Origin of the sequence: Thauera mechernichensis (assembly GCF_029588855.1) — a bacterium.
Classification (GTDB): Bacteria; Pseudomonadota; Gammaproteobacteria; order Burkholderiales; family Rhodocyclaceae; genus Thauera; species Thauera mechernichensis.
Window position 1 is genome coordinate 169971 of record NZ_JARQZE010000001.1, and the last position, 13505, is coordinate 183475.

A 13505-nucleotide genomic window follows, 5' to 3' on the forward strand; every position below is an offset into this window, starting at 1 on the left:
TGCAGCTACGTATGCGCACAATTCTACTTCATCTGCTTCCCGCCTCGCTTTATGCCGGCATCGGCGTCCTGTTCTGGCGCCAGTGCATGCTCGGCAAAGCCACCCCCGGCACCCGTCGCGAATGCATGAGCGGCCGAGAACGCGGCCTGCTGCTGCTCGCGCTGCTCGCACACGGCTTCGCCCTGCATGTCGGGATCTTCCCGGGCAACGAGATGCGTTTCGGTTTCGGTGTCGCACTATCGCTGATGGTGTGGCTGGCCGTCTGCTTCTACTGGGTCGAGACCTTGTACACGCGACTCGACGGGCTCCACGCCGTGGTCATGCCGGCGGGCGCGGTGGCCAGCCTGGTGCCGCTAGTCTTCCCCGGCGAGCACGTGCTCACCAACGCGGCATCGCCAGCATTCCGCGCACACTTCGTCGTCGCCATGCTGGCCTACAGCCTGTTTACCCTTGCAGCCTTGCACGCGATGCTGATGGCGGTCGCCGGCCGCCAGTTGCACAACGCACGCTTCAGCCGCCTGCTGTCGGGCTTGCCGCCGCTGCTCACGATGGAGGCCCTGCTGTTCAGGCTCATCAGCATCGCTTTCGTGCTGCTGACGCTGACGCTGGCGAGCGGCGTATTGTTCTCCGAGTCCCTGTTCGGCCAGGCCCTGCGCGTGGATCACAAGACCATCTTCGCGTTCATCTCCTGGCTGCTGTTCGGCAGCCTGCTGGTCGGCCGCCGGCTGTGGGGCTGGCGTGGCCGGATCGCGCTGCGGTGGACGCTCGCCGGCTTCGTGGCCCTCATGCTGGCCTACGTCGGCAGCCGCTTCGTGATCGAGGTCGTACTCAAGAGCCCGTACTGAGCGTCAAGGTCGGCCCCAGGTTGACAGCGTCCTAGCCGGCACCAATACTCGGACGCTTTCCACTCCCTTACCGCTCCGTGTCGGATCTCACCCTGACGTTGCAGGCCGCAGCCCTGGTCGTGCTGCTCGTTCTCTCCGGCTGCTTCTCGATGTCCGAGACGGTCATGATGGCAGCCAACCGCTACCGGCTGCGCTCCCTGGCCAGCCAGGGCAACACCGGCGCCACGCTGGCGCTTGACCTGCTGGCGAAAACGGACCGCCTGCTAGGCGTCATCCTGCTGTTCAACAACCTGGTGAACACCGCCGCCGCAACACTGGTGAGCGTGATCACGCTCGAGTTGTTCGGCAACGAGCGCTGGGCGCTCGGCGTCGCCACCCTGCTCGTCACCTTCGCCATCCTCGTCTTCGCGGAGATCACGCCCAAGGTCATTGGTGCAACCTACGCCGATCGCCTCGCACCCATCGTGGCCTACCCGCTCGCCGGCCTGCTGCGCGCGTTCTATTTCGTGGTGTGGTTCGTCAACCTGTTCTCCCGCGGTCTGCTATGGACGATCCGCCTGCAGCCCAAGGAAGGCGACAACGGTGCGTTATCAATCGATGAACTGCGCGCCATGGTCATCGACTCCGGCCAGTACATACCGCACAAGCACCGCAGCATGCTGGTTAACCTGTTCGACCTCGAGAACATCACGGTCGAGGACGTGATGACGCCGCGCGGCGCCATCGAGGCGATCGACCTCACCGACCCGGAGGAACAGCTCCGCCGCCAGATTGCCACCAGCTTCCACACCCGCCTCGCGGTGTACGACGGTGACAGCGAGCACGTGATCGGCGTACTCCACCAGCGCCGGTTGCTCAGCGACACACTCCAGGACACCTTCTCGGTGGAGCGCATCCGCGAGCTGCTCACCCGCCCCTACTTCGTTCCCGCCGACACCCCACTCTATTCACAGATCCAGTTCTTCCAGGAAAACCAGCAGCGCCTGGCCTTCGTTGTCGATGAGTATGGCGAGATCCTCGGCCTGATCACCCTGGAGGACATCATCGAGGAACTCATCGGCAAATTCACCACCAGCATCCCTGATGCCGGCAACCGCATGGCCTGGAGCGAGGAAGGCAACGTGCTGGTGGACGGCTCGGCGAACCTGCGCGAGCTCAACCGCCGCCTCGACCTGGCGCTGCCCACTGACGGTCCCAAGACACTCAACGGGCTGATCATCGAGTACCTTCAGGACATCCCGGAAGCCGGCGTATCGATGAAGATTGCCGACACGCCGATCGAGGTCGTGCAGACCCAGGACCGCATGATCCGCACGGCGCGACTGTTCCGCCCCCTCGCTCCGACACAGGCAGAAAGGAGCGGACCATGACGCTCGACACCTCGCAAACCTTTACAAGGGCGGGTGCGCGGTGCAACATCCGCCGCACTCCGGACAAGAGCATGGCATGGCGGCAGCGACAAAACCGACCCTGAGCGGGTTCGCCAGGGCACTGATACAGCACGGACATCTGCAGGAAGCAGATGCGCAGACCTGTTCCTCCCATGCCAACGAGGGCAGCAACGCGTTCATCCTCGAGGTCGCCAGCCGCGGCCTGATGAAGTGCGCCGACATGGCGCGTTTTGCGGCCGAGACCTTCGGTTACCCCCTGCTCGACATCGCAGCGGTCGACGCCTCCTCATACGCACGTGACGCAGTCGATCGCAAGCTGATACAGAAGCACCAGATCGCACCTCTGGCCAAACGCCAGAATCGCCTCACGCTGGCTACCGCCGATCCGTCGAACATGCGGGCGCTTGACGAGATCCGCTTCCAGACCGGAATGCAGCTCGACCTCGTGATCGCCGAGGCCGACAAGCTCAAGCGCGTCATCGATGCGCTGGTCGAATCCGCGGCGGACACGCTGCGCGACCTCACGGGTGAAGCCTTCGACATGGACCTGCTGCAGCAGGACACGCCCGCGCAGCAGCAGCGCGACGAGGACGAGGCCTCAGAGGTCGATGACGCCCCCGTCGTCAAGTTCATCCAGAAGGTCCTGATCGACGCAATCAACGAGGGTGCCTCCGACATCCACTTCGAGCCCTACGAGAAGTTCTATCGCATCCGCGTACGCACCGATGGCATCCTGCGCGACATCGCCCAGCCGCCATTGGTACTCAAGGAGAAGATCGCTGCCCGCATCAAGGTGATCTCGCGCCTCGACATCTCCGAGCGACGCGTCCCCCAGGACGGCCGCATGAAGCTGGTTTTGTCAAAGAACAAGGCCATCGACTTTCGCGTATCGACCCTGCCGACACTGCATGGCGAGAAGATCGTCATGCGCATCCTCGACCCGAGCTCGGCGATGCTCGGCATCGATGCGCTCGGCTACGAGCCCGACCAGCGCAAGGCGCTGCTCGCAGCGGTCGAACGCCCCTACGGCATGATCCTCGTCACCGGCCCGACGGGCTCGGGCAAGACCGTGTCGCTCTACACCTGCCTCAACCTGCTCAACAAGCCGGGCGTGAATATCTCCACGGCAGAGGACCCGGCCGAAATCAACCTGCCCGGCATCAACCAGGTCAACGTCAACGAGAAGGCGGGGCTCACCTTTTCGGTCGCACTCAGGGCCTTCCTGCGCCAGGATCCCGATATCATCATGGTCGGTGAAATTCGCGACCTCGAGACCGCGGAGATCTCGATCAAGGCGGCGCAGACCGGCCACCTGGTGATGTCGACCCTGCACACGAACGACGCCCCCACCACGCTCGAGCGACTCAAGAACATGGGCGTGGCGCCGTTCAACATTGCATCGTCGGTGATCCTCATCACGGCACAGCGCCTCGCGCGCCGGCTATGCTCGTGCAAGAAGGCCGCGGACATTCCCTTCGAGGCGCTCATCGAGGCGGGATTCAGCGCCGAGGAACTGGACGGCAGCTGGCAACCCATGGGGCCGGTCGGCTGCGACCGCTGCAAGGGCAGCGGCTACAAGGGGCGCCTGGGCATCTACCAGGTCATGCCGATCAGCGAGGAGATCGCCCACATCATCATGACCGGCGGCAACTCGATGGACATCGCGGCGCAGGCGGAACGCGAAGGCGTGCGCGACCTGCGCAAGTCCGGGCTTCTCAAGGTCAAGCAAGGTATAACCTCGCTCGAAGAAGTCCTGGCGACGACCAACGAATAGAACAAGGACATCCGATCTCATGGCCACAGCAAGCCGGGCACCACGTGCCAAGGGTCCCAAGGAAGACCTGTACACCTGGGAAGGCAAGGACAAGACTGGCAAGGTCGTTCGCGGCGAGATCCGTGCCAACGGCGACGCCATGGTCCAGGCGATGCTGCGCCGCCAGGGCATCCAGGTCAGCAAGGTCAAGAAGCAGAAGATGTCTCGTGGTGGCCGCATCAGCGACAAGGACATCGCGCTCTTCACCCGCCAGCTCGCCACCATGATGAAGTCCGGCGTACCGCTGCTGCAGGCCTTCGATATCGGCATGAAGGGTTCGGCCAACCCGGCGCTTTCGCGCCTGCTCAACGATATCCGCAACGACGTCGAGACCGGCTCCAACCTGTCGCAGGCTTTTGCCAAGCACCCTCAGCATTTCGACAAGCTGTTCTGCAATCTCGTCGCCGCCGGCGAACAGGCGGGCATCCTCGACTCCCTGCTCGACCGCATCGCGACCTACAAGGAAAAGATTCTCGCCATCAAGAGCAAGATCAAGTCGGCGCTGTTCTACCCCGCTGCGGTGGTCGTGGTTGCCGGCCTGGTGATCTCGATCATGATGCTGTTCGTCATTCCCGAGTTCAAGAACGTGTTCGCCGGTTTCGGTGCAGACCTGCCGGCGCCAACGGAGATGGTGATCGCGATCTCGGATGCCTTCGTTGCCTACTGGTATCTCATCTTTGGCGGCCTGTTCGCAGCCATTGCGGCGATCGCCTGGAGCTACAAACGCTCGACGGCCATGCAGATCGCACTGGACAAGGCCATTTTGCGCTTCCCGGTGATCGGCCCCATCATCCGCAAGGCAACGGTCGCACGCTGGACGCGCACGCTGTCGACCATGTTCGCCGCGGGGGTGCCGCTTGTCGAGGCGCTCGATTCGGTGGGCGGCGCCTCGGGCAACCATGTGTATCTGGTTGCGACGCGCGAGATCCAAGCCGAGGTCAGCAGCGGCACCAGCCTGACCATTGCCATGCAGAACGCCGAGGTCTTCCCAACGATGGTGGTCCAGATGGTGTCGATCGGCGAAGAGTCAGGCCAGCTCGATTCGATGCTGAGCAAGGTCGCCGACTTTTTCGAACAGGAGGTGGACGACGCCGTCGCTGGCCTGTCGCAACTGCTCGAACCGTTGATCATGGTATTCCTGGGCACGGTGATCGGCGGCCTGGTCGTCGCGATGTACCTGCCCATCTTCAAGATCGGCGCGGTGGTCGGCTAGATGGAGGCCCTGCTGCAAGACCCGCTCGTATTCGCAGGCCTCGCTGCACTGCTGGGCCTGTTCGTGGGCAGCTTCCTCAACGTCGTCATCCACCGCCTGCCAAAGATGATGGAGCGCGACTGGCATGCCCAGGCGGCGGAATTACGCGGGGAGGCGGCCACTGAAGGCGAGCGCTTCAACCTCGCGACGCCGCGCTCGCGCTGCCCTCATTGCGGCCACCAGATCAGCGCACTCGAGAACATCCCCGTGGTCAGCTACGTCCTGCTGCGTGGCCGCTGCCGACACTGCGGCGCCGGCATCAGCAAGCGCTACCCCATCGTGGAGGCCTGTACGGCGCTGCTGTCGGGCTATGCGGCATGGCACTTCGGATTCGGACTCGCCGCGCTGGGCGCCCTGCTCTTCGTCTGGGCAATGGTCGCGCTCACCTTCATCGACCTCGACACCCAGCTTCTTCCCGACGACATCACACTGCCCCTGCTCTGGCTCGGCCTGGCCTTCAACCTCGCCGGCACCTACACCGAGCTTGCCGATGCCGTGGTGGGCGCCATGGCGGGCTACCTGGTGCTATGGTCGGTGTTCTGGCTGTTCAAGCTCGCCACGGGCAAGGAGGGCATGGGCTATGGCGACTTCAAGCTGCTCGGCGCGATCGGTGCCTGGCTCGGCTGGCAGGTACTGCCTCTGACCATCCTGCTGTCCTCCCTGGTCGGTGCGGCGGTAGGTATCGTGCTCATCCTGTTCGCCCGCCACGGCCGCAACGTCCCCATCCCTTTCGGCCCCTACCTGGCAGCCGCAGGGCTGATCGCCCTGTTCTGGGGCGAACGGCTCACCAGCCACTACCTGGGTCTGCTCTGAGGCGCCCGCGGCGCGCTTGAAAGACACCGCGGGCACCCCCATATCACCAGCGCGCTGCGGCTTACCCGGCGCGCTTTTTCCTTATGCTGCATTGCGTTAGACTTGCGCACTTGTTTTCGGGAGCTCGTCATGCCCATCTACGAATACCGTTGTCCGAGCTGTGGTTTCCAGAAGGAACACCTGCAGAAAATGAGCGATCAACCGCTGAGCACCTGCCCGTCCTGCGGCAGCCAGGGCTATGCCAAACTGCTCTCCGCAGCCGGCTTCCAGCTCAAGGGTTCGGGCTGGTACGCCACCGACTTCAAGGGCGGCAGCACCGCCCCGGCAGCGACATCCGCGACCGAAACCCCCGCCGCACCGGCCTGTGCCGGCGGTGGCTGCGCCTGCCACTGAGCGCACGCGCTCAAGACAGCGGGATCGATACGGTCACGACGTGAAAAAATACTTCATCACCGGGCTGCTGATCTGGATCCCGCTAGCAATCACCTTCATGGTGCTGGCCTGGATCGTCAGCACCCTCGACGCAATCCTGCTCTGGCTGCCCAACGGCTTCCAGCCGCGCGACTACATGGGCTTCGACGTCCCCGGCGTCGGCGTGGTCGCAAGCCTGCTGATCGTGTTCCTCACCGGACTGGTGGCTGCCAACGTGCTCGGCCAGAAGCTGGTCAAGCTGTGGGAGGCGCTGCTCGCCCGCATCCCGGTGGTGAAGTCGATCTACTACAGCGTCAAACAAGTCTCCGATACCCTGTTTTCCAGCAGCGGCCAGGCCTTCCGCAAGGCCTTGCTGGTGCAGTACCCGCGCCAGGGCGCATGGACGATCGCCTTCCTGACCGGCCAGCCCGGCGGCGATGCGGCCAGGCACCTGGTCGGAGACTACGTCAGCGTCTATGTTCCAACCACGCCCAACCCGACTTCGGGCTTCTTCCTGATGATGCCGCGCGCCGACGTCATCGAGCTCGACATGAGCGTGGATGAAGCGCTCAAGTACATCATCTCCATGGGGGTGGTCGCACCGCCGCCGCGCAGGCCGCAGGCGCGTGCCGCCCTGCTCAACGAATGATGAGCGCGGGATAGGCCCGGAACCCCCCGAAGCGAACACAAGCCATTGAATCGAAGCGGCGCCCTGCGCCGCACAACCTGCCCGGAATCTTCACATGCGAACTCACTACTGCGGCAAAGTCACCGCTGCCGAACTCGACCAGATCGTCACCATCTGCGGTTGGGTGCATCGCCGCCGCGACCACGGCGGCGTGATCTTCATCGACCTGCGCGACCGCGAGGGCCTGGTTCAGGTCGTGTGCGACCCCGACCGCGCCGACATGTTCAAGACTGCCGAATCGGTGCGCAGCGAGTTCGTCCTCAAGATGAGCGGCAAGGTGCGTCGCCGCCCGGCCGGCACCGAGAACGCCAACCTCACTTCGGGCGAGATCGAGGTGCTGTGCCACGACATCGAGGTGCTCAACGCCGCGGCCACGCCGCCCTTCCAGGTCGATGACGACAACCTGTCCGAAACGGTGCGCCTGACCAACCGCGTCATCGACCTGCGCCGCCCGCAGATGCAGAAGAACCTGATGCTGCGCTACAAGACCACGATGGCCTTCCGCCGCTTCCTCGACGCAGCCGGCTTCATCGACGTCGAGACGCCGATGCTCACCAAGAGCACGCCGGAAGGCGCACGCGACTACCTGGTACCGTCGCGGGTGCACCCGGGCCAGTTCTTCGCCCTGCCGCAGTCGCCGCAGCTCTTCAAGCAGTTGCTGATGGTGGCCGGTTACGACCGCTACTACCAGATCGTCAAGTGCTTCCGCGACGAGGACCTGCGCGCCGACCGCCAGCCCGAGTTCACCCAGGTCGACCTCGAGACGTCCTTCATGGACGAGCACGAGATCACCGCCCTGGTAGAAGAGATGATCCGCTTCGTGTTCAAGGAAGCGATGGCGGTCGAGCTGCCCGCGCCCTTCCCGCGCATGACCTATGCCGAGGCGATGCGCCGTTACGGCTCCGACAAGCCCGACCTGCGCGTGACGCTGGAACTCACCGACGTCACCGACGCGGTGCAGGACGTCGCCTTCAAGGTCTTCAGCGGCCCCGCCACCTCGGGCGGCCGCGTCGCGGCCATGCGTGTTCCCGGCGGCAACAGCCTCACCCGCGGCGAAATCGACGAGTACACCAAGTTCGTCGGCATCTACGGCGCCCGCGGCCTGGCCTACATCAAGGTCAACGACGTCACCCAGCCCAACGAGCAGGGCCTGCAGTCGCCGATCGTCAAGAACCTGCACGAGACCGCGCTGCGTACCATCCTCGAGCGCACCGGTGCGCAGTCGGGCGACCTCATCTTCTTTGGCGCCGACAAGACCAAGGTGGTCAACGACGCCATGGGTGCGCTGCGCATCAAGCTCGGCCACGAGAAGGCTTATGTGACGGGCGAAGCCTGGTGCCCGCTGTGGGTGGTCGACTTCCCGATGTTCGAGTACGACGAGGACGACAAGCGCTGGACCGCCTGCCACCACCCCTTCACCAGCCCGAAGGACGAGCACATCGACCTGCTCGAGTCCAACCCTGGAGAGTGCCTGGCCAAGGCCTACGACCTCGCGTTGAACGGCTGGGAAATCGGCGGTGGCTCGGTGCGTATCCACCGCGCCGACGTGCAGGCGCGCGTGTTCGAGGCGCTCAACATCGGCGCCGAGGAGCAGCAGGCCAAATTCGGCTTTCTGCTCGACGCGCTCAAGTACGGCGCGCCCCCGCACGGCGGGCTGGCCTTCGGCCTCGACCGCATCGTTACCATGATGACCGGCGCCGAATCCATCCGTGACGTGATCGCCTTCCCCAAGACCCAGCGCGCCCAGTGCCTGCTCACCGACGCGCCGAGCGGCGTGGACGAGAAGCAGCTGCGCGAACTGCACATCCGCCTGCGCCAGAAGGTGCAGACCGATGTCGAGATCGGCCGCGACTGAGACGACAGGCCGCAACAGCACCACCGCAAGCCCCTGCGGCGAGGAAGTCCCCGATTTCCCGCCGCAGGGGCTTCAGCCTTTGCGTCGGCTGCCGTAATCTATGGTCATTGCACGCTCAATCGTGCCTTTGACCGCGAGACCGAGCACCCCATGCTGCTGCCCCACGAGATCGATGTTCTCGTTGTCGAGAGCCAGGCGACGATGCGCACGCAGCTGCGCACGATGCTGAACTCCATTGGCGTCGAATCACCGCAGTTCGCCGTGTCGGCGACGATGGCGATGCGCAAGCTGCGCGAGCAGCGCTTCGACCTCATCCTGTGCGAGTACAACCTGGGCGATGGCCAGGATGGTCAGCACCTGCTCGAAGACCTGCGCCAGCACGAGATCATCCCGCTCGACACCTTGTTCGTGATGATCACCGGCGAGCGCAACTACGAGCGCGTCACAAGCGCCTGCGAGCTGCTACCCAACGACTACATCCTCAAGCCGCTGACCGCGGAGACGCTTCGCGTGCGGCTGCTGCGCGCACTCGAAAAACGCGATGCCTTCCTGCCCGCGTGGCAACTGATGCGTATCGGCGACCCGGTGGGCGCAATCGAATACTGCCGCATCGCGCGCGACGAACATCCGACGCTTCTGGTGGATTTCATGCGGCTGGAGGCAGAACTGCACGCCAGCATCGGCCAGGTCGCGGAGGCCGAATCGCGCTACCGCGAGATCCTGTCCGCACGCAGCATCCCCTGGGCGGTGCTCGGCCTCGCCCGCATGCTGCTGCTCAGGAAGGCCTACATCGAGGCCGAGCACGTGCTCGACGAGGTTCTCGCCCGTCACGAGCGCTTCATCGAGGCCTACGAACTGCTCGCGCGCCTCTACGAGGAAACCGGCCGTCCGGAACAAGCCTGCACGACCCTCGAGAAGGCGACCAGCCTGTCGCCCTACCGCAGCCGCCGCCTGCGCCAGTTGGGTACCCTTGCACTATCGACCGGTGATGCGGCAAGCGCGGAGCGCAACCTGGCCGAGGTCGTTCAGCGCGGCAAGTACTCTGAGTTCCGCGACCCCGAGGATCACATCCGCCTGCTCCAGGCCCAGCTCGCACAGCAGAAGGTGGATGCTGCTCGCAGCACGCTGAGCGACCTCGAACGCAACATGGGCAGGCAGGCCAAGGGCGAGCTGTGCGCCGCCGTTGGCAACGCCCTGCTGCACGCGCATCAGCAGGACAAGGCCGCCGCCCGCCAGGCGATGGTCAGCGCCCTGCGCCACGGCGACCGTATTCGCGAGCTGTCGGTCGGATTGCGCCAGGACCTGATCAGTTCCTGCCTCGACCAGCAGCTCGACGACCAGGGCAGCGCCCTGCTCGCCGACCTGATGCGCACCTCGGCCGACGATCGCACGCTCGAGACGACGCGCGCAGCCTTGAAGGCACGTGGCCTCGACCAGCTCTCCCGTGAAATCGAGGCTCAGATCCAGGCCGAGGTGAAGTCGCTTGTCACCACGGGCGCAGAAAAAGCCCACGCGGGTGATTACGAAGGCGCGGTGAGCGAGATGATGAACGCCGCCCGCAAGATGCCGGGCAATCCGCATGTGCTGTTCAATGCCGCCCTCGCGCTACTGCGCCACATCGAGCACCGCGGCTGGAATGATGCATTCGCCGTCCAGGCCCGCAACCTCATTCAGCGTGCCCAGCGCCTGTCCCCCGCGAATCCGCGCCTGGCGGCCATCACCGCCTTCATGCACGAACTGATCAAGCGCTACGGCATCCGCCCCGAGCGCGTGATGCAGAAGACGCGCACCGCCTGACCCCCTTTTCTTACCCCTTTTGCTGCCCCATCAGGTAACCCGGATGCTGATTCGTCGCTTGCTCCTGCTGCTTGGCCTGCTCGGCCTGCTCACCGCCTGCTCACCCGCCGACTCTCGCAGCACCCTGCCCTCGCACGCAGGACTGCCAGCGGAGGCAATCGAGACGCTTGCCCTGATTCAGCGCGGCGGCCCCTTCCCGTATCGCAAGGATGGCACCACCTTCCAGAATCGCGAGCGCCTGCTGCCCATCAAGCCACGCGGCTACTATCGCGAATACACGGTCCCCACGCCCGGCGCACGCGATCGCGGCGCACGCCGCATCGTCACCGGCGGCGATCCACCCGAAGTGTTCTACTACACCGCCGACCACTACCGCAGTTTCCGCCAGATCGAAGCACTGCCATGACAGCCGACGCCCCACGCTTCAACGCCGCCGATGCGGCCCTCGAATGCCGCATCGACCTCAGCGACTGCAGGGACAAGGCAACGCTGCTCGCACGCCTCGCCAGCGCGCTGCAGTTCCCGGACTGGTTCGGTCACAACTGGGATGCACTGGCAGATTGCCTGACCGACCTTTCATGGTTGCCGGCACCCGGCTATCGAATCATCCTCACCCACGCCGAGGCACTGCGTGCGGCCGACCCCGAAACGCTGGCGACCGCGGTGGAGGTCCTCGACACCGCCGCCGCGTGGTGGGCCGAAGAAGGCATCACCTTCGAAGTGGTGTTCAGCGATCTTGCGCCGGAGTCGCCGCCGCCCCACCCTGCAGCGCCCGCTTCTGATCGATGAGCTCAGCGAGGCAACGCGGGCAGTAGCACCCCAAGGCCGGATCAACGGAGCCCACAGAAGGCACCGCGAATGCCGACGGAAAGGCTGCGCACCAGCATGCAGCCTCGCCCGCCTGCATGCCGCAGGTGAACGTCGCAGCGCAGCGCGGACAGCGGTTGGTCGAAAGTGCAGGCTTTGAATTCATGCTCGAAGCGCCTTTGGATAGTGGCTTGCAACTGGGGGACTCGCCGGTCTTGAAATGCGATCGCGAGCACCTATATTCGTGTTGAGGCCGGGATCGACCGGCAAACATCGAACACAGGAGATCGCGCCATGAGCAACAACCTCACCCGCCGTCCCGACCCGCTGGAGGACTTCTTCCGTGGCTTCTTCGTTCGCCCGGTCGACTTCGGCGGCAGCAACGTCGCCAACGTGAGTGCCGACGCCCCGCAGATGCGGGTCGACGTCCGGGAGAACACCGACGCCTACGAGGTCCATGCCGAACTGCCGGGAATGAAGAAGGAAGACATCCACGTTCATATCGACGGCCCTGTGGTGTCGATCAGTGCCGAGCGCAAGCAGGAGAAGGAAGTCAAGGACGGCGAGAAGGTGCTGCGCACCGAACGCTACTTCGGCAAGGTCTCGCGCAGCTTCCAGCTTGGCCAGGAGATCGACGAAGCCAAGGCTTCGGCCCGGCTCAACGATGGTGTGCTCGAACTCAAGCTGCCGAAGAAGGCCGAGGCTCAGGCCAAGCGGCTGACCATCGACTGAGTATCGCGGCGTCTCGCGTAAGGTAACGGCGGCCAAGGCCGCCGTTTTTCTTGCTGACCTGGAAGCGAGCGCTTACTTGCTCTTGATCATCGTGCCGACGCCGTGGTCGGTCAGGATCTCGAGCAACAGGCAATGCTCCACGCGGCCGTCGATGATGTGCACCGACTTCACGCCGTTGCGCGCCGCATCCAGCGCCGAACCGATCTTTGGCAACATGCCGCCCGACAGCGTGCCGTCGGCCACCAGATCGTCGATCTGGCGCGGCGTCAGCCCGGTGAGCAAGTTGCCCGCCTTGTCGAGCACGCCGGGGGTGTTGGTGAGCAGCACCAGCTTCTCCGCCTTGAGGATCTCGGCCAGCTTGCCCGCGACCACGTCAGCGTTGATGTTGTAGGTCTCGCCCTCCTCACCGACACCGATCGGCGCGATGACGGGGATGAAGTCGCCCTGGTCCAGGAAGGCGATGAGGCTGGGATCGATGCCGGTGATCTCACCCACCTGGCCTACATCGATCAGGTCTCCCTCGGGCGCATCCTTCTTCTGCATCAGCAGCTTCTTGGCACGGATGAAGCCGGCGTCCTTGCCAGTCAGGCCCACAGCCTTGCCACCGTGCTTGTTGATCAGGTTCACGATCTCCTTGTTGACCTGACCGCCCAACACCATCTCCACCACTTCCATGGTCTCGGCATCGGTCACGCGCATGCCCTGGATGAACTCGCCCTTCTTGCCGACACGGGCAAGCAGGTTCTCGATCTGCGGGCCGCCCCCGTGCACCACGACCGGGTTCAGACCGACCAGCTTGAGCAACACGACGTCGCGCGCGAAGCAGTCCTTGAGGTGAGGGTCGGTCATCGCGTTGCCACCGTACTTGATGACGATGGTCTTGTCGAAGAAGCGCTTGATGTAGGGCAGGGCCTCGGCCAGGATCTCGGCCTTGCGGGCGGGGGTTACGTCTTGCTGGAGGGCGGTCTGGGTCATCGGGAAACTCCTTGAGCGAACAGCCGGATTCTAGTGGCCCGCCGTGCGAACCGAAAGCAGCACGTAACCGCAGTGCACAAATCGAGTCGCCACGCCCCTCCGCATACTCTGAAGTAATCGACAAAT

The 13505-nt window shown here is 64.5% G+C and carries 14 protein-coding genes; 12 read left to right on the top strand and 2 right to left on the bottom strand.

Annotated elements, in window-relative coordinates; translation table 11 throughout:
* Positions 1-11 precede the first annotated feature (11 nt).
* The 11 genes from P7F68_RS00920 to P7F68_RS00970 all read left to right on the top strand — a co-directional run bounded on the left by P7F68_RS00920 (position 12) and on the right by P7F68_RS00970 (position 11654).
* Positions 12-845 (top strand): cytochrome C assembly family protein, encoded by an 834-nt coding sequence (locus P7F68_RS00920; RefSeq protein WP_002924665.1) that lies wholly within the window; start codon positions 12-14, stop codon positions 843-845.
* Between the two features lie 77 nt (positions 846-922).
* Complete coding sequence (locus P7F68_RS00925) at positions 923-2215, top strand: HlyC/CorC family transporter (protein ID WP_277829906.1); 1293 nt, start codon at positions 923-925, stop codon at positions 2213-2215.
* Positions 2216-2291: 76 nt separating this feature from the next.
* Positions 2292-4010 (top strand): type IV-A pilus assembly ATPase PilB, encoded by a 1719-nt coding sequence (gene pilB, locus P7F68_RS00930; protein WP_277829908.1) that lies wholly within the window; start codon positions 2292-2294, stop codon positions 4008-4010.
* A gap of 19 nt (positions 4011-4029) precedes the next feature.
* Positions 4030-5262, top strand: a complete 1233-nt coding sequence (locus tag P7F68_RS00935) for a type II secretion system F family protein (protein WP_002942986.1) — start codon at positions 4030-4032, stop codon at positions 5260-5262.
* Positions 5263-6114, top strand: a complete 852-nt coding sequence (locus P7F68_RS00940; RefSeq protein ID WP_002942988.1) for a prepilin peptidase — start codon at positions 5263-5265, stop codon at positions 6112-6114.
* Between the two features lie 129 nt (positions 6115-6243).
* Entirely contained in the window at positions 6244-6507 is a 264-nt protein-coding gene (locus tag P7F68_RS00945; protein ID WP_002942990.1) for an FmdB family zinc ribbon protein, read from the top strand.
* 40 nt (positions 6508-6547) lie between these two features.
* The gene (locus P7F68_RS00950; protein ID WP_002924678.1) at positions 6548-7174 is read left to right on the top strand and encodes a DUF502 domain-containing protein; all 627 of its coding nucleotides are present in this window, start codon (positions 6548-6550) and stop codon (positions 7172-7174) included.
* 94 nt (positions 7175-7268) lie between these two features.
* Positions 7269-9068, top strand: a complete 1800-nt coding sequence (gene aspS, locus P7F68_RS00955) for an aspartate--tRNA ligase (protein WP_002942993.1) — start codon at positions 7269-7271, stop codon at positions 9066-9068.
* A 150-nt stretch (positions 9069-9218) separates the two neighbouring features.
* Positions 9219-10865, top strand: coding sequence for a tetratricopeptide repeat-containing response regulator (locus P7F68_RS00960; protein WP_277829914.1), 1647 nt, complete (start codon positions 9219-9221; stop codon positions 10863-10865).
* A gap of 43 nt (positions 10866-10908) precedes the next feature.
* Positions 10909-11271: a guanyl-specific ribonuclease gene (locus P7F68_RS00965; protein ID WP_002924683.1), complete on the top strand. Its 363-nt coding sequence runs from the start codon at positions 10909-10911 to the stop codon at positions 11269-11271.
* The gene (locus tag P7F68_RS00970) at positions 11268-11654 is read left to right on the top strand and encodes a barstar family protein (protein ID WP_277829917.1); all 387 of its coding nucleotides are present in this window, start codon (positions 11268-11270) and stop codon (positions 11652-11654) included. The genes P7F68_RS00965 and P7F68_RS00970 overlap by 4 nt, the downstream gene beginning before the upstream one ends.
* Here P7F68_RS00970 and P7F68_RS00975 read toward each other — a convergent pair.
* Complete coding sequence (locus P7F68_RS00975) at positions 11593-11946, bottom strand: cysteine-rich CWC family protein (RefSeq protein WP_332306969.1); 354 nt, start codon at positions 11944-11946, stop codon at positions 11593-11595. The genes P7F68_RS00970 and P7F68_RS00975 overlap by 62 nt on opposite strands.
* Positions 11947-11966: 20 nt before the next feature.
* Between P7F68_RS00975 and P7F68_RS00980 the strand changes: the two genes are divergently transcribed.
* Positions 11967-12404, top strand: coding sequence for an Hsp20/alpha crystallin family protein (locus P7F68_RS00980; protein WP_277829920.1), 438 nt, complete (start codon positions 11967-11969; stop codon positions 12402-12404).
* 72 nt (positions 12405-12476) lie between these two features.
* Here the strand turns inward: P7F68_RS00980 and argB are convergent, their stop codons facing one another.
* Positions 12477-13379, bottom strand: a complete 903-nt coding sequence (argB, locus tag P7F68_RS00985) for an acetylglutamate kinase (protein WP_002924686.1) — start codon at positions 13377-13379, stop codon at positions 12477-12479.
* Between the last annotated feature and the right edge of the window lie 126 nt (positions 13380-13505).

Coding starts and splice junctions, on each gene's coding strand:
- P7F68_RS00920 (WP_002924665.1), top strand. CDS start 12: ATGCGCACAATTCTACTTCATCTGCTTCCCGCCTCGCTTTATGCCGGC.
- pilB (WP_277829908.1), top strand. CDS start 2,292: ATGGCGGCAGCGACAAAACCGACCCTGAGCGGGTTCGCCAGGGCACTG.
- P7F68_RS00935 (WP_002942986.1), top strand. CDS start 4,030: ATGGCCACAGCAAGCCGGGCACCACGTGCCAAGGGTCCCAAGGAAGAC.
- P7F68_RS00940 (WP_002942988.1), top strand. CDS start 5,263: ATGGAGGCCCTGCTGCAAGACCCGCTCGTATTCGCAGGCCTCGCTGCA.
- P7F68_RS00945 (WP_002942990.1), top strand. CDS start 6,244: ATGCCCATCTACGAATACCGTTGTCCGAGCTGTGGTTTCCAGAAGGAA.
- aspS (WP_002942993.1), top strand. CDS start 7,269: ATGCGAACTCACTACTGCGGCAAAGTCACCGCTGCCGAACTCGACCAG.
- P7F68_RS00960 (WP_277829914.1), top strand. CDS start 9,219: ATGCTGCTGCCCCACGAGATCGATGTTCTCGTTGTCGAGAGCCAGGCG.
- P7F68_RS00965 (WP_002924683.1), top strand. CDS start 10,909: ATGCTGATTCGTCGCTTGCTCCTGCTGCTTGGCCTGCTCGGCCTGCTC.
- P7F68_RS00970 (WP_277829917.1), top strand. CDS start 11,268: ATGACAGCCGACGCCCCACGCTTCAACGCCGCCGATGCGGCCCTCGAA.
- P7F68_RS00975 (WP_332306969.1), bottom strand. CDS start 11,946: ATGTTTGCCGGTCGATCCCGGCCTCAACACGAATATAGGTGCTCGCGA.
- P7F68_RS00980 (WP_277829920.1), top strand. CDS start 11,967: ATGAGCAACAACCTCACCCGCCGTCCCGACCCGCTGGAGGACTTCTTC.
- argB (WP_002924686.1), bottom strand. CDS start 13,379: ATGACCCAGACCGCCCTCCAGCAAGACGTAACCCCCGCCCGCAAGGCC.